This window comes from Brochothrix campestris FSL F6-1037, from assembly GCF_000525915.1.
GTDB lineage: Bacteria > Bacillota > Bacilli > Lactobacillales > Listeriaceae > Brochothrix > Brochothrix campestris.
This window is the reverse complement of sequence record NZ_AODH01000007.1, coordinates 14,278-32,459: the sequence shown is the minus strand read 5'-3', so window position 1 is coordinate 32,459 and position 18,182 is coordinate 14,278. Positions and strand designations below refer to the sequence as shown.

At 41.9% G+C, this 18,182-nt stretch carries 18 protein-coding genes and 1 pseudogene; 1 reads left to right on the top strand and 18 read right to left on the bottom strand.

Features of this window, described 5'->3' with window-relative positions; genetic code table 11:
- From BCAMP_RS12350 to BCAMP_RS01810, 15 genes and pseudogenes are all read right to left on the bottom strand, one after another.
- A partial coding sequence (locus BCAMP_RS12350) for an IS30 family transposase (RefSeq protein ID WP_198015677.1) occupies positions 1-330 on the bottom strand: 330 nt, incomplete at its 3' end.
- 247 nt (positions 331-577) lie between these two features.
- Entirely contained in the window at positions 578-991 is a 414-nt protein-coding gene (locus tag BCAMP_RS12345) for a helix-turn-helix domain-containing protein (RefSeq protein ID WP_051456803.1), read from the bottom strand.
- A gap of 334 nt (positions 992-1,325) precedes the next feature.
- A complete protein-coding gene (gene ftsY, locus BCAMP_RS01860) occupies positions 1,326-2,309 on the bottom strand; it encodes a signal recognition particle-docking protein FtsY (RefSeq protein ID WP_035313225.1) in 984 nt (327 codons plus the stop codon).
- 23 nt (positions 2,310-2,332) lie between these two features.
- Positions 2,333-2,983 (bottom strand): coiled-coil domain-containing protein, encoded by a 651-nt coding sequence (locus BCAMP_RS12340; protein WP_051456802.1) that lies wholly within the window; start codon positions 2,981-2,983, stop codon positions 2,333-2,335.
- Positions 2,970-5,900, bottom strand: a complete 2,931-nt coding sequence (gene smc, locus BCAMP_RS01855) for a chromosome segregation protein SMC (protein WP_051456801.1) — start codon at positions 5,898-5,900, stop codon at positions 2,970-2,972. The genes BCAMP_RS12340 and smc overlap by 14 nt, the downstream gene beginning before the upstream one ends.
- Before the next feature lie 15 nt (positions 5,901-5,915).
- Complete coding sequence (gene rnc / locus BCAMP_RS01850) at positions 5,916-6,614, bottom strand: ribonuclease III (RefSeq protein WP_035313223.1); 699 nt, start codon at positions 6,612-6,614, stop codon at positions 5,916-5,918.
- Between the two features lie 89 nt (positions 6,615-6,703).
- Complete coding sequence (locus BCAMP_RS01845; RefSeq protein ID WP_035313221.1) at positions 6,704-6,940, bottom strand: acyl carrier protein; 237 nt, start codon at positions 6,938-6,940, stop codon at positions 6,704-6,706.
- A gap of 116 nt (positions 6,941-7,056) precedes the next feature.
- The gene (fabG, locus tag BCAMP_RS01840; RefSeq protein ID WP_035313219.1) at positions 7,057-7,803 is read right to left on the bottom strand and encodes a 3-oxoacyl-[acyl-carrier-protein] reductase; all 747 of its coding nucleotides are present in this window, start codon (positions 7,801-7,803) and stop codon (positions 7,057-7,059) included.
- Positions 7,804-8,739 (bottom strand): ACP S-malonyltransferase, encoded by a 936-nt coding sequence (gene fabD / locus BCAMP_RS01835; protein ID WP_035313217.1) that lies wholly within the window; start codon positions 8,737-8,739, stop codon positions 7,804-7,806.
- Positions 8,732-9,744: pseudogene (plsX, locus tag BCAMP_RS01830) on the bottom strand (phosphate acyltransferase PlsX). Before plsX ends, fabD begins: the two are co-directional and overlap by 8 nt.
- A 26-nt stretch (positions 9,745-9,770) precedes the next feature.
- Positions 9,771-10,349 carry a transcription factor FapR gene (gene fapR / locus BCAMP_RS01825; protein WP_035313215.1) on the bottom strand — a complete coding sequence of 193 codons (579 nt, stop codon included), beginning with the start codon at positions 10,347-10,349 and terminating at the stop codon, positions 9,771-9,773.
- A gap of 131 nt (positions 10,350-10,480) precedes the next feature.
- Entirely contained in the window at positions 10,481-12,535 is a 2,055-nt protein-coding gene (recG, locus tag BCAMP_RS01820) for an ATP-dependent DNA helicase RecG (protein WP_035313213.1), read from the bottom strand.
- A gap of 71 nt (positions 12,536-12,606) precedes the next feature.
- The gene (locus BCAMP_RS01815) at positions 12,607-14,259 is read right to left on the bottom strand and encodes a DAK2 domain-containing protein (protein WP_035313211.1); all 1,653 of its coding nucleotides are present in this window, start codon (positions 14,257-14,259) and stop codon (positions 12,607-12,609) included.
- A gap of 31 nt (positions 14,260-14,290) precedes the next feature.
- Complete coding sequence (locus BCAMP_RS15190; RefSeq protein WP_456297561.1) at positions 14,291-14,449, bottom strand: Asp23/Gls24 family envelope stress response protein; 159 nt, start codon at positions 14,447-14,449, stop codon at positions 14,291-14,293.
- Entirely contained in the window at positions 14,413-14,655 is a 243-nt protein-coding gene (locus tag BCAMP_RS01810; RefSeq protein WP_456297560.1) for an Asp23/Gls24 family envelope stress response protein, read from the bottom strand. The genes BCAMP_RS15190 and BCAMP_RS01810 overlap by 37 nt, the downstream gene beginning before the upstream one ends.
- 259 nt (positions 14,656-14,914) lie before the next feature.
- Here BCAMP_RS01810 and rpmB point away from each other — a divergent pair, with 259 nt between their 5' ends.
- Positions 14,915-15,103, top strand: coding sequence for a 50S ribosomal protein L28 (rpmB, locus tag BCAMP_RS01805; protein ID WP_035313209.1), 189 nt, complete (start codon positions 14,915-14,917; stop codon positions 15,101-15,103).
- A gap of 190 nt (positions 15,104-15,293) precedes the next feature.
- Here the strand turns inward: rpmB and BCAMP_RS01800 are convergent, their stop codons facing one another.
- The 3 genes from BCAMP_RS01800 to BCAMP_RS01790 all read right to left on the bottom strand — a co-directional run bounded on the left by BCAMP_RS01800 (position 15,294) and on the right by BCAMP_RS01790 (position 18,178).
- Positions 15,294-16,520, bottom strand: a complete 1,227-nt coding sequence (locus tag BCAMP_RS01800) for an ABC transporter permease (protein WP_035313207.1) — start codon at positions 16,518-16,520, stop codon at positions 15,294-15,296.
- A complete protein-coding gene (locus tag BCAMP_RS01795) occupies positions 16,513-17,412 on the bottom strand; it encodes an ABC transporter ATP-binding protein (protein WP_035313205.1) in 900 nt (299 codons plus the stop codon). Before BCAMP_RS01795 ends, BCAMP_RS01800 begins: the two co-directional genes overlap by 8 nt.
- A 124-nt stretch (positions 17,413-17,536) precedes the next feature.
- Positions 17,537-18,178: a thiamine diphosphokinase gene (locus BCAMP_RS01790; RefSeq protein WP_156921091.1), complete on the bottom strand. Its 642-nt coding sequence runs from the start codon at positions 18,176-18,178 to the stop codon at positions 17,537-17,539.
- Between the last annotated feature and the right edge of the window lie 4 nt (positions 18,179-18,182).

The following is an 18,182-nucleotide window of genomic DNA, read 5'->3' as shown; positions in this document are numbered from 1 at the left end:
CCATGTTTGAATCCTTTGGACAAGTTGATCACTTACATCACTGACAGAACGTCCTTTTGGAATGAATCTTCGAATGATTCCATTATGATTTTCATTGGTGCCACGTTCCCAAGAGGAATAAGGATGTGTGAAATAAATAGCCAGTGTATCTTTGAGCAACTCATTGATGCCTGAAAATTCTTTGCCATTATCCGCAGTAATGGTTTTAAAGAGGGCTCCAAAATATGATCCACACTGTTTCTTAAGGTGTAAGAGGGCTTTATTCACAAAAGATGCTTGTTTTCCTTCGACTTTGAGTATGAATTCAAATCGTGTTTTACGCTCAGTCAATGTTAATAAAAACAGCGTCTGCTTTATTTTTCAGACCAACAACAGTATCAATTTCCCAATGCCCTAATTCTTCTCGGACATCAACGATGTCTGGACGTTTTTCAATTGATTGTCCTAATATACGCTTGTTCTTACGACTTTTTTTGTTTCTTAATTTGTCGTGATACCTTTTTATTCAAGTCAATGTTTTTTGACGCCTAAGAAACCAGCATCAATCAGATGATAAAGTGTTTTTACTGAAAGCATTTCATCGTCTGAAAAAAAGCTGATGGCGTTTGGCATAGCCAACGATTGCATCAGGTGACCATTTATCAATTGCTATTTTTCGAGTGACATATTCAATGAAGGCAACGCAGGAAATCCATTTGTATTTACGGCCACAATTTTTGCGCTTGAGTTCATAACAAGCTTGTCCCTTTTTATGCGAGTAAGAACGAACAAGAAAGACGGTGCTTTGTTTTTTGTTTACTTTCAATCGAAATCTTTTCGTGATTATTCCCCTTTTAACTTCGTTGTTAATTGTTTGAGGTGACCGATTGAGTAAATAAGCAATTGACCGATGTGATTCTTTCTTGCGGAGTAACATTTGTATCATCCTACGTTCGGCAACAGAAAGGTGTGTATGTTTTGTTTTAAATGTGTCATTCTTTATGAGTGTCATAGCAAAATCATCCTTTATTGTTTGGTGTCGTAATCTCAATAATACATGATTTTTCGCTAAGGCACTTTTTTTTATAAATTCAGGTGGCTAACTTGATTATACAATTCGCCGTTAAATAATAAATATCAACAGTAAAAAAAGTGTCACCCTTTTGGGCAACACTCCAGATTGTCGATAAAGTCGAATTAAACTGCTTTATCTTGGAAAGTTAATGCAAGTGACAAAGTAACATCAGTATATAGTTGTTATTCTTTTACATTCCACTATCTTCAAGGTTTAACAAGCTGATGTCGCTTTTGTGCTAAGAACGTACTTCTGTAGATCGAAGCAGCCCTTACTCATTATCAATCATATCGCCAAACAAGCCATAGACAAATAGGTTGGAATCAAACACTTGTAAATCATCTATTTGCTCACCTAAACCGACGAGTTTAACGGGCACCTGTAATTCGCGGCGGATTGCCAGAGCAATCCCCCCTTTAGCCGTACCATCAAGTTTTGTGAGTACGATGCCAGATACGTCAGTTGCCTCACCAAAGACTTTTGCCTGTTGCAAGCCATTTTGTCCGGTTGTTGCATCGATAACTTGTAAAACTTCATGTGGTGCATTCGGTAATTCACGCTCAATGACACGGCGCACTTTACTCAGTTCATTCATGAGGTTAACTTTGTTTTGCAAACGACCCGCTGTATCACAAATTAAGACATCAACATTGCGACTTTTAGCTGCTTGTAAAGCATCAAAAATAACTGATGCGGGATCAGAGCCTTCTTTTTGTTTAATAACAGGCACACCTACACGGTCGCCCCACACTTCTAATTGTTCAATCGCACCCGCACGAAATGTATCGGCGGCTGCTAACATGACGTTTTTGCCTTCTTTTGTTAGTTTGTTGGCCAATTTACCAATCGTAGTCGTCTTACCAACACCATTGACACCGACAAACAAAATGACATTTAAGCCGTCATTGTTAATGTTAAGTGTTGTTTCAACCTCACCGGCCTCTTCATAAATCGCGACTAATTTTTCTGAAATCACTTCAAACAAGGCACTCGTTTCTTTAATATTGCGCAATTTGACTTCATCCCGTAGTTCATCGATTAATTCCATTACGGTATTAACACCGATATCGGCCATGATGAGCATCTCTTCGAGTTCTTCGAAGAAATCTTCATCGACGTTACGGTAACGTGCGACAAGGGCATTTAACTTCCCAGAAAAGCTATCGCGTGTTTTTTCTAAGCCCATTTTAAATTTTTCAGTCATTTCAGTTGATGAATTCGTCATCTTATCTTTAATTTTCTTAAAAAAGCCCATTATAAACCCTCACTTTATTCGTATTAGCTATTCGGTACTAAGGAGTCAGCTTCTTCTAAACGGACGGAAACGAGTTTAGAAACGCCTGATTCTTGCATCGTCACACCATAAAGTACGTTCGCCGCTTCCATTGTCCCTTTACGATGTGTAATGACAATGAATTGCATGTTTTGTTGGAATGCTTGCATGTATGAGCCAAAACGCATCACGTTTGCTTCATCAAGCGCCGCTTCGACCTCATCTAAAATACAAAATGGTACCGGACGCGTTTCAATAATCGCAAACAGCAGTGTAATCGCCGTTAATGCGCGTTCACCACCTGATAATAATAACAGGTTTTGCAGTTTTTTACCGGGTGGTTGCGCCACGATATCGACACCTGTATTCAAGAGGTCGGCTGGATCAGTTAACACGAGTGCCGCTTGTCCACCACCGAACATTTTAGGGAAAATCAGTTCGAATTGGCGCTTAATTTCAGTAAACGTTTCAAAGAACCGACGTGACACTTCTTCATCCATTTCAGACATCGTCACATTCAATGTCTCTTTGGCTGTGACAAGGTCAGTTTGTTGTTGCGTCAAGAAGTTGTAGCGTGTTTGCACGCGTTGGAATTCTTCGATTGCGCCTAAGTTAACCGGTCCAAGTTCTTCAATTGTTCGTTTAATCAGACGCACTTTTTTTCTTCGCCTCTTCAATCGGAAGCTGTAACGCTGGTCGTGCTAACGCATCAGCTAACGTTAAGTCATAATTTTCTTTTAAGGCATTCAATCGATATGTCCGCTCATTTTGGTCACGTTCGAGTGACATTAAGGCTTCGTTATACTGCTTCTCATGAGTTGCGACTTCATTTAATTGATATTCCCGTGTTGACGCCACCTCACCCAGTTGTTTTTCAACGCGAATTCGTTTCGCTTTCAATTTATCAGAGGTCGCTTGCACAGCATTCATCTCCGTTTGTAAGCGATCACGTGTTTCTTCGAGTTGCTCACTTGTCGAGGCGTGTTCGGTCTGCTGTGAATGAATAAAGGTTAGTTTTTCTTGTAACTGTTCAGCCTTTGCCTCATGCGTTGCAATCAGCTGTTTCATTTCAGCGAGTTTGTTTTTCGCCTGAGTCAGTTTTTCTTCAGATACAGCCAATTCGGTTTTCTGATCCGTTAAACGTTGCACGTGTTCGGCCCGTTGTTCATCAGCCATATTTTGACTTTGGGTTGCCTGTTCAATCGCGCTTTCTTGGCTCGCTAAAGTCGTTGTCATTTCAGCCATCTTCGCTTCATTTGCAGCCATTTTGCTTATTAATGACGCATTTTCATCGACGAGTTCCTTCACATCGAAATCAAATATATGCATATTTTCATTAATACGCGACATTGCAGTTTGCGTCGCAGCGATGTCTTCTTCAATTCGTTTCACTTCATAGTTCAGGCGTTCTCCTTCAGATCGGAGTGCTTCACGTTGGTCACGCGTAGCTGTCACTTCCGCCTTGAGGGCTGTGACTTTTTGTTCGAGTTGGCTAATAACCGCCTCCATTTGAACAAGTTTAGCCGCCAATGAGGCAATCTCACTTTTACGGCCTAACAATGGTGCTTTATTTTGTTTCATTGCCCCACCAGTCATTGAACCACCAGGATTCACTACGTCGCCTTCGAGTGTGACAATACGAAAGCGATGATTGATCAGTTTAGCCAGCTGATTGGCATTGATTAAATCAGATGCAATAATTACTTGACCGAGGAGGTTACCAACAATCACTTGATAGCGGGCATCGATTGTGACTAATTCCGACCCGATGCCAATGAAGCCTTCATGCTGCACCAAGCGTTGTTTAAGATCTTGTGGCATGATCCGTGGTTTGATTGTTGTTATCGGTAAGAAGGTTGCACGACCGAGGTGATTCGCCTTTAAGTACGCAATCCCTTCACGAGCTGTTTGCTCGTTTTCAACAATTAAATGTTGGGCGCTAGCGCCTAAGGCAATATCAATCGCGGTTTCATACTGCGACGGTATAGTGACTTGTTCAGCGACAGCTCCCACTAGGCCGCCAAAACGATGACGCTCTTTGAGCAACATCTTAACCCCTTGGTAGTAGCCCGCGTAATCATTTTCTAAATCCACGAGTGTATCATGTTTCGCCTTTGCATGCTGACGCATTTCATACGCCTTATACAACTGCGAATCAGCCTGAGCAGCTGCCGCTTCGGCGGTGTGTAATGTGTTTGTTAATTGTTCGTATTGCGCCCGTTTTTGCTCAATTGCGGTTGTTTGTTCACCTAACAGCGCTTGCTTTTCTGCTTGTTGGGCGGTGGCTGCAGCTCTGTTTTCAATTACAGCCGCATTTTCTGAGCGCAGTTTATCTAAACGATGTTTATTTTGTTCATGTTGCTTCGTCATAAAGGCATTTTCATTTTTCAAAGTTGTTTGTTCGTGACGTAAGTCGATGTAATCATTTTTCAAACGCTCAATTTTAGCAGGTGTCCATTCGACCTTGCCATCGACAAAATTTTGTAATTGTTGCACCGATTGACGCATCAAAATAACCTTAGCTAATAGCGTATCATACAGCTGTTGTTGCTCAGCTAGTTGATTATTTGCTGTTGCTAATACTGCGGTGACTGCCTCCAATTGTTCGACAACTTCGGAATCATTCGCTTGACCGTGCAAGGCCCGTTCTTTTAAAACCTCACATTGACCATTCGCTCGTTCGAGTAAACGCGTTGTTTCCACGAGTTGCTCTTGCACCGTATCTGCCTCAGTTGTTACTTCAGCAAATAACGTTTTCTTCGCCTGCCATTGTTTTAATAACGTGTCGGCTTTCGCCTTGCTCTCACTCAGCTTCGCCTGCCATTGATGAAGGGCGACTGTCGTTTTGTCAGTTGCCTGTGTCAATGTTTGAATTTCATCCGCTAGAACGCCGACTTCAAAGGTCTCAAGCGTTTCTTTTTGAGCCAAATAGTCTTTGGCAATCGCTGCTTGAATTTCAAGCGGCTCCACTTGGTCTTGTAACTCGAACAAAATATCTTGCACACGGTTTAAGTTCTCATCTGTTTCGAGCAATTTTGCTTCCGCTTGTTTTTTACGTGATTTATATTTTAAGACACCGGCTGCTTCTTCAAAAATGAGACGGCGATCCGTTGGTTTACTATTTAAAATACTATCGATTTTACCTTGAGAAACAATCGAGAACGATTCCCGCCCTAAGCCTGAATCCATAAAAAGTTCAACGATATCCTTGAGACGACAAGGCTGTTGATTAATTTCAAACTCGCTATCACCATTACGATACACACGACGCGTTACACTAACCTCAGTATGATCATCGGGTAAAAAACCGTCTTCGTTATCAAATACGAGCGTGACTTCGGCAATATTAATCGCTGCGCGTGTGTCGCTACCTGAAAAGATAATGTCACTCATTTTACCACCACGTAATGCCTTCGCTGATTGTTCACCGAGCACCCAACGGATGGCTTCTGTGACATTACTTTTACCACTACCGTTTGGTCCGACAACAGCCGTAATACCAGGTACAAAATCAACCGCTACTTTTTCTGCAAATGACTTGAACCCATTCATCTCTAAACGTTTTAATTGCATTGCGACTGTCACTCCTTAGTTGTTAATCTTTGTTTGATAGGCTGCCAATGCTGCTTGGGCTGCCGCTTGCTCTGCTATTTTTTTAGTCCGTCCCTCACCAAACGTCTGTGGTTCATCATTGACGAACAGACGTACTTTAAAGGCTTTATCATGGGCAGGTCCATCTTCTGCTAGCAATTGATAGACAATCTTTATATCGCCATCTTGTTGTAACCACTCTTGTAAGAGTGTCTTATAGTCATTATTGGCTTCGAACATACCTTGATCAATTTTTGGGAAAACGACTTTACCAAGAAATTCACGTACAACCTCGATACCTTCGCTTAAATACATCGCACCGACAAACGCTTCAAAAATATCGGCAATCAACGCTTCACGCGTCCGCCCACCGGCATTTTCTTCACCGCGACCAATCCGGAAATAATCGCTTAATTGTAATTCATTCGCATAAATAACGAGGGCGCCTTCACAAACACAGGCCGCTCGCAATTTAGTCAATTGACCTTCTGGTCGTTCAGGGTAACGGTTAAATAAATAATCCGAAACGGTCAATTCAAGCACTGCATCACCTAAAAATTCGAGCCGTTCATAGTGTTTGCCCTCTTTTGTGCGATTTTCATTCAAATAAGAAGCATGCGTGAAGGCTTGTTCAAGTAATGCCTCTTGTTTAAATGTAATCTGTACCTGTTCTTGTAACGCTTGTAATGTTTTCATCGCGATTCTCCTTTTTATAAAATGAGTGAGGGCTGTTATGTAGTTGTATCACTAAATAACGAACCCTCATCATTTTTTATGCGTGTTGCTTATGCGTTTTCTTCAATGTATTTTACTGCATCACCTACTGTAAGAATCTCTTTAGATGCTTCATCAGAAATTTCAGTGTCAAATACGTCTTCAAATTCCATTACTAATTCTACGATTTCAAGTGAATCTGCTTCTAAGTCTTCTTTGAAAGAAGCTTCAGCAGTAACTTTAGATTCATCTACGTCTAAGCGATCAATAACGATTTCTTTTACTTTATCAAAAATGTTTTCAGCCATGTTATATTTCACCTCCCTTCAGTTATTATAGTTGATTCAAAGGGATTTATAAAGGTTTTTTTAAAGATAAGCGTGCTTTTACCGTTATTTCAGCCTGCTTTTTTTCAAACAAACAGTTACATTGCCATTCCGCCGTCAACGGATAACGTTTGTCCCGTCATATAGGCACTCGCATCAGATACAAGAAAGGCCACAACATCTGCAATATTTTGCGTGTTACCCATTGTTGCTAACGGAATTTGAGCAAGCATCGCATCCTTCACTTCTGTCGGTAGATCAACAGTCATATCGGTATCGATAAAACCAGGCGCCACAGCATTCACACGAATGCCACGTGGTGCTAATTCACGGGCAGCTGTTTTTGTTAAACCGATGACACCCGCTTTACTTGCAACATAGTTTGCTTGCCCAGCATTACCAGTCAGACCAACCACTGAAGCCATATTGACAATCACACCTGAGCGTTGTTTCATCATCGGACGTGCCGCAGCTTTAACACATAAGAACGTACCGCGTAGGTTTGCATTAATCACATCATCAAACTCAGATACTTTCATTCGCATTAATAAATTGTCACGGGTAATACCTGCATTGTTAATTAAAATATCGACTTGACCGAAGGCTGTCAACGTTTCTTTAAATAGTCGTTTCACCTCTTCTTCTTCGGCCACGTTCGCTTGAATCGCTAGTGCATCAACGCCGTAATCCGCTTTGATTTTAGCAACTGTCTCATCTGCTGCTGTAACGTTTCCAGCAAAGTTAACAACCACTTTTGCGCCGAGTGCCGCTAATTTAAATGCAATCGCTTGACCAATTCCGCGCGAGGCACCAGTAACAATCGCTACTTTATTTGCTAGTTCCATTTATTTTCCTCCTAATTCGGCAATCGTTGCTTCAAGTGAGGCAACATCCTGCACGTTATAAATAGTAATCGAACGATTCATCTTTTTCATTAGACCTGCTAATACCTTACCTGCACCAATCTCAACAATCGTTTCAACACCTTGTTTAATTAAATAATCCATTGTGTTAATCCATTGTACAGGAGCGGTTAGTTGTTGTTCAAGTTTCACCTTGAAGTCAGCCGCGGCGGTAGTTGCCATCGCATCAACATTTGTAATGACAGGCAGTATCGCGTCAGCAAACGTTGTTTGGGCTAACACAGTCGCAAACTCAGTTGCAGCCGGCGCCATCAGTTCCGAGTGGAACGGTCCACTCACTTTAAGCGGAATAACCCGTTTAACACCTGCTTCTTTCGCTGCCAACTGTGCCGCTTCGATTCCTGCGACTGTACCTGAAATAACGAGTTGTCCTGGGCAATTTAAGTTCGCTAACTGAACAACTTCATCACTGGTCGCACGGGCGGTTGCTAAAATGGCTTCTAAATCGGTTTCTGCTGTTCCCATGACAGCAGCCATTGCTCCCGTTGCTGCCGCTTCCATTAGTTCCCCCCGTCTATTAACGAGTTGGGCGGCAGTTGCACTTGGTAAAACCTGTGCTGCCACAAGCGCACTGTATTCACCTAAACTATGGCCAGCAACATAATCAGCAGTCACCCCCGCCGCTGCTAAGACGGCTAAAAATGCTGCACTCGTCGTAACTAAAGCCGGTTGAGCCACCCGAGATGCCTTCAAATCATCAGCCGTCCCATTTTTAATCACATCGACTAAGTCAAATGGCAGTAAGGCATTCGCCTCATCAAACACCTGTTTAGCCAATTGATCTTGCTCATATAAATCCATCCCCATGCCAACTACCTGTGACCCTTGTCCGGGAAAGACAAATGCTACTTTACTCATTAATTTGTTCCTCCTTTTTCGATTGTTCCAGTGACTCATTTATTTTACCAATGATATTACCTTCAACCATTGCGATAACCTGTGCTACCGTTGTTTCAATCGCGTGGGCATTAGATGAGCCATGTGCCTTTACAACCGTACCTGCTAAACCAAATAAGCAAGCACCGCCGTAATTGCTGTAATCCATCATATCTTTAATTTGATAGACTCCCTTTTTCATCGTTAGCGCACCGAGTTTACTAAGAGGTGTTGCTGTCATTGCACCCTTAACCATTTTCATTAAGCTACCAGCTGTACCTTCAATTGTTTTTAACACCATGTTGCCAGTAAAACCATCGGTCACCACAACATCAGCGACGCCACTTAGTAAATCGCGGGCCTCGACATTTCCAACAAAGTTAATTTGAGTATTTTGTTCGAGTAAAACATAAGCTCCCTTTGTTAAATCGGTGCCTTTATTCGACTCTGTACCGATATTTAGTAAGCCAACACGTGGCTTGGTAATTTTTTCAACGGCAGAAACGTAGGCAGACCCCATCATCCCAAACTGGAGAAGATGTTCGGGTTTTGCATCTGCATTAGCCCCTGCATCAAGCAAGACAAATCCTTTGCCATCAGTCGTTGGAATCGTTGGTGCCAGTGCTGGGCGCTTAATCCCTTTCATCCGTCCGACGACGAATAAACCAGCCGCCATCAGAGCTCCTGTATTCCCAGCAGAAATACAGGCATCAGCCACACCTTGTTTCACTGCGGCTGCCGCTAACACCATTGAGGCTTGTTTTTTTCTTCCGTACTGCTTCAACGGGACTGTCGGTACTTTCAATCTTTTCTGACGTATGAACAACCTCAACATTAGCCAAATATTCTAAATAAGGTGCGATTTTACTACTGTCTCCGTATAAAACAAACGCAGTTTCCGGTTGTTTTTTTGGCGGCGTGAACGACACCTTCAACGATTGCTTGTGGTGCGTGATCGCCACCCATTGCATCAATTGCGATTTTCATCTACTTCGTCTCCTTCATATGGTTACCTAATTAGCTTCTACTTCTGGATACATTTCAAATGTTCCTTTTAAAACAATATGGTTATTCACATAACTTTCGACTTTTACTGTCCGCAACGTTTTTTTAGACGCATCATCGCGCGCACTAACACTGACCTTGCAAACGACTCGTTGGCCTAATTTAGCTGGTTGAATAAAGGTCACATTCGCACGAGCGGTTAAGGCGCTATCGCTGCCCATGACGGCAACGGCTAACGAATTCGCTTGAGCAAATAAATAGTGACCGCGGGCAATTTGATTACGCTGAAAAACATGCTCTTCCTCAATCGTAAAAATTGAGATGGCACGCTGATCAAGTTCCAAATCAATAATATCACCAATAATATCTTCGAGCGGCAATGAGCGCACCTCATTTTGGAACTGACGGTTTGCAACATCTTCCACCCGTTTACGTAATTCTGGAATTCCAATTTCCATCCGATCAAGTCGAATGGTTTGCACGCTCACATTAAACTGAGCAGCAAGCATATCATCAGTGGTGAACGGATTGCGTTCGATCGTTTCAACGAGTAGGCGTTGACGCTCTTTTTTAGGATGTTTTTTCATAGCCGAGTCTCCATTCTTGAGCACTTTTTAGTACTTGTTACTAATAGTCAATAACAACCTCTTTTTTATTATACAAATAAACGACTAGTGTCGCAAGCCATCGCTTTAAAACACGAGGATTTATTAACCAATCAATCAATTTTAGTAGCTTCAGCCTGTAACTGCCATTGGACCTTTTGAGCCAAACGCTCGTAATCCGGTTGTGTTAATAAACGCTCGCTAATGATCTGGATGGCATCGGTTCGGGCCACTTCTAATACCCTGTAATCTTCAACTAAGTCAGCCACTTTAAACTGGGGCACGCCACTTTGTTTATTGCCGAAAAAGTCGCCGGCCCCGCGTAATTCAAGGTCGCGCTGTGATATAACAAAACCATCGTTCGATTCCGTCATAATTTGCATCCGTTCTTTACCATTTTCTGATTTCGGGTCAGCGATTAAGAAACAATACGATTGATACCCACCTCGCCCGACACGGCCGCGGAGCTGATGTAGTTGGCTCAAACCAAACCGCTCGGCATCGTAAATAATCATTGTACTCGCATTCGGAACATTGACACCAACTTCGATGACCGTTGTTGTCACCAACATTTTTATTTCATCCGCTTCAAAAGCATGCATGACCTCTTCTTTTTCAACCGCTTTCAAGCGACCATGCATGAGACCAATTGGAATCGCTGCCCCAAAGTATTGTTGCATTTGGGCATGCAAATCAAATGCATTTTGTAAATCCATGTTTTCTGACTCTTCGATTAGAGGTGCTACCATATAAACTTGGCGGCCTTCGGCTATTTCACGGCGGGTAAAGGCTAATACATCAGCCATTTGTTCATGTTTAAACCAGCGTGTTTCAATCGGTTTGCGACCGGCTGGCAGCTCATTAATAACACTCACATCCATCTCACCGAAGACCGTAATTGCTAATGTACGTGGAATCGGTGTTGCTGTCATAAATAACACATCAGGCTGTTCGCCCTTTTCACGAAAGGCACGTCGTTGTTTCACACCAAAACGATGTTGTTCATCCGTAACAACGAGTCCGAGACGGTGATAGACGACATCATCTTGGATTAAAGCATGCGTTCCGATTAACACGTGGAGGGCACCACTCGCCATCCGTTCATGCAACACACGACGATTTTTTGCTTTCGTAGAACCTGTTAACAATGCAACTTCGATGCCAAACGGCGTTAACAAACGTGTCAACTCCGCGAAATGTTGTTCCGCTAATATTTCAGTTGGCACCATTAAGGCCGCTTGATAACCTGCATTAACCGTTGCAAAAATCGCAATCGAAGCAACGACGGTTTTACCTGATCCAACATCACCCTGCAATAGCCGATTCATGTGGGTGGCAGACAGCAGATCGCCACAAATTTCGTTGACAACACGCTTTTGCGCCCCCGTCAATTCAAAGGGCAAAGAAGCGATATACGTACGCAGCGCTTGTACCTCGTATTTAATCGAAATACCGCCACTCTGTTCTTTTTCTCGTTGCCGCATCAACTGTAACTTCAACTGAAACAGTAACAATTCCTCATACGTATAGCGTCGTCGCGCCTGTTTCAATTGCTGTAGATCAGTCGGGAAATGAATTGCTTCATAGGCCGCATGACGATTGAGCAATTGGTATCGGTTAATGAGCGTGGGCGGGAGATATTCTTCAATCGTGTGCTGATACTGCTCCCATGTTGTGCGTAACCATTTTTGAAATTGACTTTGCTTCACTCCCTCAGTCATTGAGTAGACCGGCTCCATTTTCTTGTCATCAACCGTTGCAGTCGTTTCGTCAGCCATCGCGTATTTAGAGGCTGAAATTGCTTGGCGTTGACGATCCCATTTACCAATAATTCGAATGCTATCACCAACATTAAGTTTTGCTTTGAGATAGCCTTGATTAAAGAAGGTAATCTGTATGACAAGATGCGCCACCTTTAATTTGAAACTCAAACGATTTCGTTTTTGACCGAAGTAACTGACAACAGCAGGCGTCACAATTTCTCCTACCACATTGACACGTGCTTCGTTAGGAGCCACACTTAAATCGACTTCCTCATTTGTCTCGTATCGAAACGGGAAATAGTCGAATAGCTCAGCGACGGTCTCAATTTCAAGTTTCTGAAGCTTTTCTTGGGCGCTCGGGCCAATCCCCTTCACTTGGTTTAATGGTATTGTGGCGTTTCCCATCTTCTTCCTCCTCTCTCATATAAAAAAAGCCCACCACACGTATGCGATGAACCTTTTTTATTTGACGCCTCTTATTCGACTGCGAATAAATAAGGATAAACCGCTTGGTTTCCTTCTTTCACTTCGATTTCAACGTCTTCGAATTGTGCGGCAATCTTTGTAGCGAGAGCTTCTGCTGTCGCTACAGTCGCTTCTTCACCCACGATAATCGTCACAATTTCTGAATCTTCATCAATCATTTGGCTTAAGGTTGCTAACGCAACGACTTCACGGTCTTGTTCTGATAACACAATTGTGCCATCAACTATCCCCATAAAATCATCCTTCGCAATCGTAACACCTTTAATTTCAGTATCACGTACGGCTGTTGTAATCGCACCGCTGCTAACATTCTCAAGTGCGATTGACATCGCAGCTTGGTTTTCGCTAAATGACGCTTCTGGCATGTAAGCAAAACAAGCGACTAAGCCTTGTTGAATCGTTTTCGACTTAACAACGGCCACCTGCGCTTCTTCGGCTAACTCCACCGCTTGCTCAGCTGCCATCACAATATTTTTATTATTTGGTAAGATAATGACATGTTTAGCATTCGCCTCTTTTACAGCGGCTAGTAAATCGGCTGTACTTGGGTTCATTGTTTGACCACCAGAGACAATCACATCAACGTTCAGACTTTTAAAAATCGTATCTAAACCAGCACCTGATGAAACAGCTACTACGGCCACATCTTTTTGTGGTGCTTGGGTCTGTTGTTTATCTTGTAAGTTTGAATTTTGCTCACGCATATTATCCACTTTGATTTTAAGCAACGGACCAAATGATTGACCATAGTCAATGACTTGACCTGGTGTATTTGAATGCACATGCACTTTCGCCACTTCATCATCAGCAATAACAATCAGTGAATCCCCGTACTCAGCTAAGGTATTACGGAATTCTTCCTCGTCAAACGGTTTTTCATCGATATTATTAATTGACACCATAATTTCAGTACAGTAACCAAACTTAATGTCTTCTGGATTCATGTACTCATTGACAGTGTTTTCATGTTCAATCGTAACTAAGTTTGACAATGAAGTCGGTTTTAACGCTTCAGCCTGTGCTTCACCTTTTAATTCTGCTAAAAAGGCATTATAGACGATTTGTAAGCCTTGGCCCCCACTATCAACAACCCCCACTTCTTTTAATACAGGTAGTAAGTCAGGTGTCGATGCAAGAGCAACTTCGCCAGCTTCAGCAATAATGGTCATTAATTCCACCACATCTTCGATTCCCGATTCAACGGCAACAACGCCTGCTTCAGCCGCCAGACGAGCCACGGTTAAAATCGTTCCTTCGACTGGTTTCATCACAGCTTTGTATGCTGTTTTAACGCCGTTATCAAAGGCAGCAGCTAAGCCACTGGCGTTGATTTCAGTTTTATCTTCGATTGTTTTAGAAAAGCCACGGAACAACTGCGATAAAATAACACCCGAGTTACCACGGGCACCCATTAATAATCCTTTTGATAAATGTTTACCAACCTGCGCAACTGTCGTATGGTCAAATTTTGCCACTTCTTCAGTTCCCGATGTTAAGGTCATGCTCATGTTCGAACCGGTGTCGCCATCCGGAACAGGGAACACATTCAATGAATTGACGTACTCTGCATTGGCAGCAAGTTGTACTGCACCTTGGGCGATCATTGCTGCTAATTTATCACCGTTAATTGTCTTTATAATCACTTGTGATTATCCTCCTCTTTAGTCTGTTAGACTAATCATTCAATAGTCGCACACCTTGAACATACACATTAATTTCGTTTGCCTCAATGTTCAATTGTTTGCCTAAATTATACTTGATGTTTTCTTGAATATTACGAGCAACTTCTGAAATTTTCACACCGTATGTGACAACAACATAAACATCGACCACATAACCTGCTTCTGTTTTAGTAACAACAACGCCTTTAGAGTTGTTTTTCTTTTTTTTAGCATTTCATTAAAACTGTCACGGATGTATTTTTTAGAAGTCATGCCTATCACGCCAACTTGATTTGTTGCACTATCCGACGCAATTGTTGCGATTACTTCGTCAGCGATTTCAATTTGTCCGAGTTTTGTTTCAATTTCCATAGACATACTCATTCCTCCCTATTTGCTTACTGCTTACCTATCCACTTCATTTTACACTAGTCGTACATATAAATAAAGTACATCTAACAATAAACAGCTGTCAAGTAAAAAAACTTTATAGATAAGTGATTTTCACTTGCAAAGCATTGGGTTATATGATAAATTAATAAAGTGTGTTAGAACACCGAATCGTATAGAGTCTTATACAATTATTTATGATGCGACTGAAAAGTACTAGCATCTTTGTAAAGGAGGAAATTCTAAAATGGCAAAAGTATGTGTAATTACTGGACGTAAAACTTCAGCAGGTAACCGTCGTTCTCACGCTTTAAACGCAAACCGTCGTACTTGGAAAGCAAACTTACAAAAAGTTCGTATCCTTGTTGATGGTAAACCTAAAAAAGTATGGGTTTCAACTCGTGCATTAAAATCAGGTAAAGTTGAACGTGTTTAATTTTACGATTTAGTCACCCTCTTTATGAGGGTGACTTTTTTTTTGGCAAAAAAAAGCCCGATTAAGCGCATTACGCCAAATCGGGCAAATAGTTGATTACAGTAATAAGAACAGAATGTCACCACTACAAAAGCCAGCTTTTCAAATCCTCCAATTTAGTTGCCTTTACCAAGTTAATTCCACTTTCACTTTATGTAGTGAATTTTAAAATGTTTTTAACTTTTTGGATTAGGCTACCCGAGCTATAAGATAAGACGCTCCGACGATACATCGCGTTCGTAAAGATAAACAACACGACGACTGTAACAATTAAAAGCACGAGTGCTATCAATGCCGGTATGAGTCCTATATCAGTGGCACTGAAGCGCAGCGGCATAATAAAGCCTGCGGTGAACGGTACAAATGACAACACTTTGATAATGAAGGCATCAGGATTAGACATCCCATAGATCATGCTAAACAGGCCTGCCATAATAAGCATCATTCCTGGTAAAGCTGCTTGACTTGCCTCTTCTACTTTCGAAACAAGCGACCCTGTAAAGGCGCCTATTACCAAGTACAAGCTTAACGTGAACAAGAAAAAACCTGCCGTTATCACGAAATAAGTTAATGAGATTTCGTGCATAAGCTCTGTCGCACGGTGCCACAGTGACGTGTTCCCCAGTTTCAAGGCAATTATGGCTGTTAGGATAATGAGACTCACCTGCGTTAATCCCACTGCAAGTGTCGAGCTGATTTTTGCCACAAGATGTTGCGAAGGACGTGCTGCTGACATTAAAACTTCTAACACACGTGACCCTTTTTCAGAGGCAATATCTGTCGTAATCATCGACGAATAGGTCATCACGAAGATATATATTAAGAAACCTACGACATAAGAGACCGCAATGCCGACCACTTTATCAGTCGCCGATTTACCATTACTTTCCTTTAATGAAACTTCATCAAGCGAGACTGTCGCGTTCGTTAACTGCTTAACTTGTTCGGGTTTAAGTTGTAATTGATTCATAAGATACAACTTAGTCGCCTCTGACAGTGATGCTTCAACCGCTTGTTGTGTTGCTAATTTTGGATCATCGTAAGTGACGAACTGCGCCTTTAATTGCCCGTTTTCATCCGCTAAATACAGACCGGCATCATAGGTGCCTTTTTTAATCGCTTTATTCACAACGGCGGGCGACTCAGTTACAGCCACATAACGGAGGTTAGGCAACGATTCAAAGCTCGGTTGCGCCTGCTCGGTTGCGTTTATTAAAGCAATCTTAACTTCTTCATCACTGGTGATTAAGGCGCTTAAACTTTGCCAGTTGACAGCCACTATAATTACTGCCATATAGAGGAGTGTCATTACTAAAAAGGCTTTTCCACGCAATTTCTGTATGTAATTTTGTTTGAACAATAACCATGTCTTATTCATTGCCCTCACCTACCTTCAATTTAAAAAGTTCATCGAGCGACAAATAATCCATACTGAATTTTTCGATATACGCTCCGTCGCCTATTTGTTCGAAAAGAGCTGGACCATAAGATTCATCTGCGAGACGCAGTGTATAGCCATCTTTGGTCGTTACAACGTTAACTACGCCTGTTAAATTTGCTAATTCAGCCGCAGTTAAAGACGAACGCACACGCAAATTTACCTTACCATACTGTTGTTTTAGGTCTTGTAATGCTCCCGAAAAAAGCATTTCTCCTTTTTTCAAAATACAAAGGCGGTCACACAGTTCCTCCACATTATCCATTTGATGACTCGAAAATAAAATCGTCATCCCTTGATCCCGTAAATCGATAATTGCCGTCATCAATAATTCTCTATTAACGGGATCTAACCCACTAAATGGCTCGTCCAAAATTAAAAACTGTGGTTGATGAATGAAACTCGCCAACAACTGAACCTTCTGTTGATTGCCTTTCGATAACGTTTCAGCCTTGGCTTGGCGTTTATCGTTCAAATCAAACCGTTCAAGCCAATAATCAATCACTGGTTTCAAGTCTTTTTTACGTTTGCCATGTAATTCCCCAAAAAAATACAGTTGTTTTTCGACTGTCATTTGTGGAAAAATCCCGCGTTCTTCGGGTAAGTATCCGAGTAAGTCACGGTTTAACTGGTTGATAGGTTTTCCCTGCCAACTAATATCACCTGCAGTTGCCGCTTGCAGGTTTAAAATCATTCGAAATGTGGTGGTTTTGCCTGCACCATTTTGACCGATTAGACCAAAAATCTCACCGGCATCAATCGTAAAATCAATCGCGTTAACAGCTGTCAAATCACTATATTTTTTTGTCACTTTCTTTATAGATAACGTCATTTAACTACCTCCTCTGTGACCTTTGACTATTTGTAACCATTATTAGTATAACACAGTTAATCGTTAGCAATAACGCAAAAAAGTTAAGCCTCTTTAACTGAGCTTAACTTTTTCACATCATCGTTTAATCTTTACTCTGACTCATTAAAATTAGTCCGTTCGAGAAGGCTAGCACACCTTCGCGCTCAATGAATTCATTGCTTGATAAGGCCGAACCGAACCGATAACTCGCATTCGTTAACGGATATTTAAACCCTTCAAGCGTTAAGCCATCAACCTTATCACTCACCACTGTGAATGCAACATAGGTCATGCCATCTTCTTTCGTGATGGCATATTTCCCCGGTTGATACAGTTTAAACCGATTTTGTTTATCAATAAAGGTTGTCAACGGAATCGCTGCCTGATACTCATCATAGGTTAGCATGAATAAGTTCGCTAACAAGTGATCCATCCGACCACCTGTCGCCCCAAAAATCAGGATTTCATCCGGTTGTTGTGCCAAGGCATACAACACCCCAATCATCGCGTCAGTTTGATCTTTTTCAGCGGGATATTGCTTTACCGTAGTGACTTGCTCGCGCACAAACACTAACTCTTTGGTCGATAAAGAATCAAAGTCACCTAAGGCCGTTTGTGGCATAATGCCTTGATTAAGTAGACGCAAAGCGCCACGATCAATTCCTATCCAATAATCGGCTTTATAAGGTGATAAATCGGGGACATTGGCGAGTGGTCCGCCTAATAATAAACAAATGCGCATCAGTCGC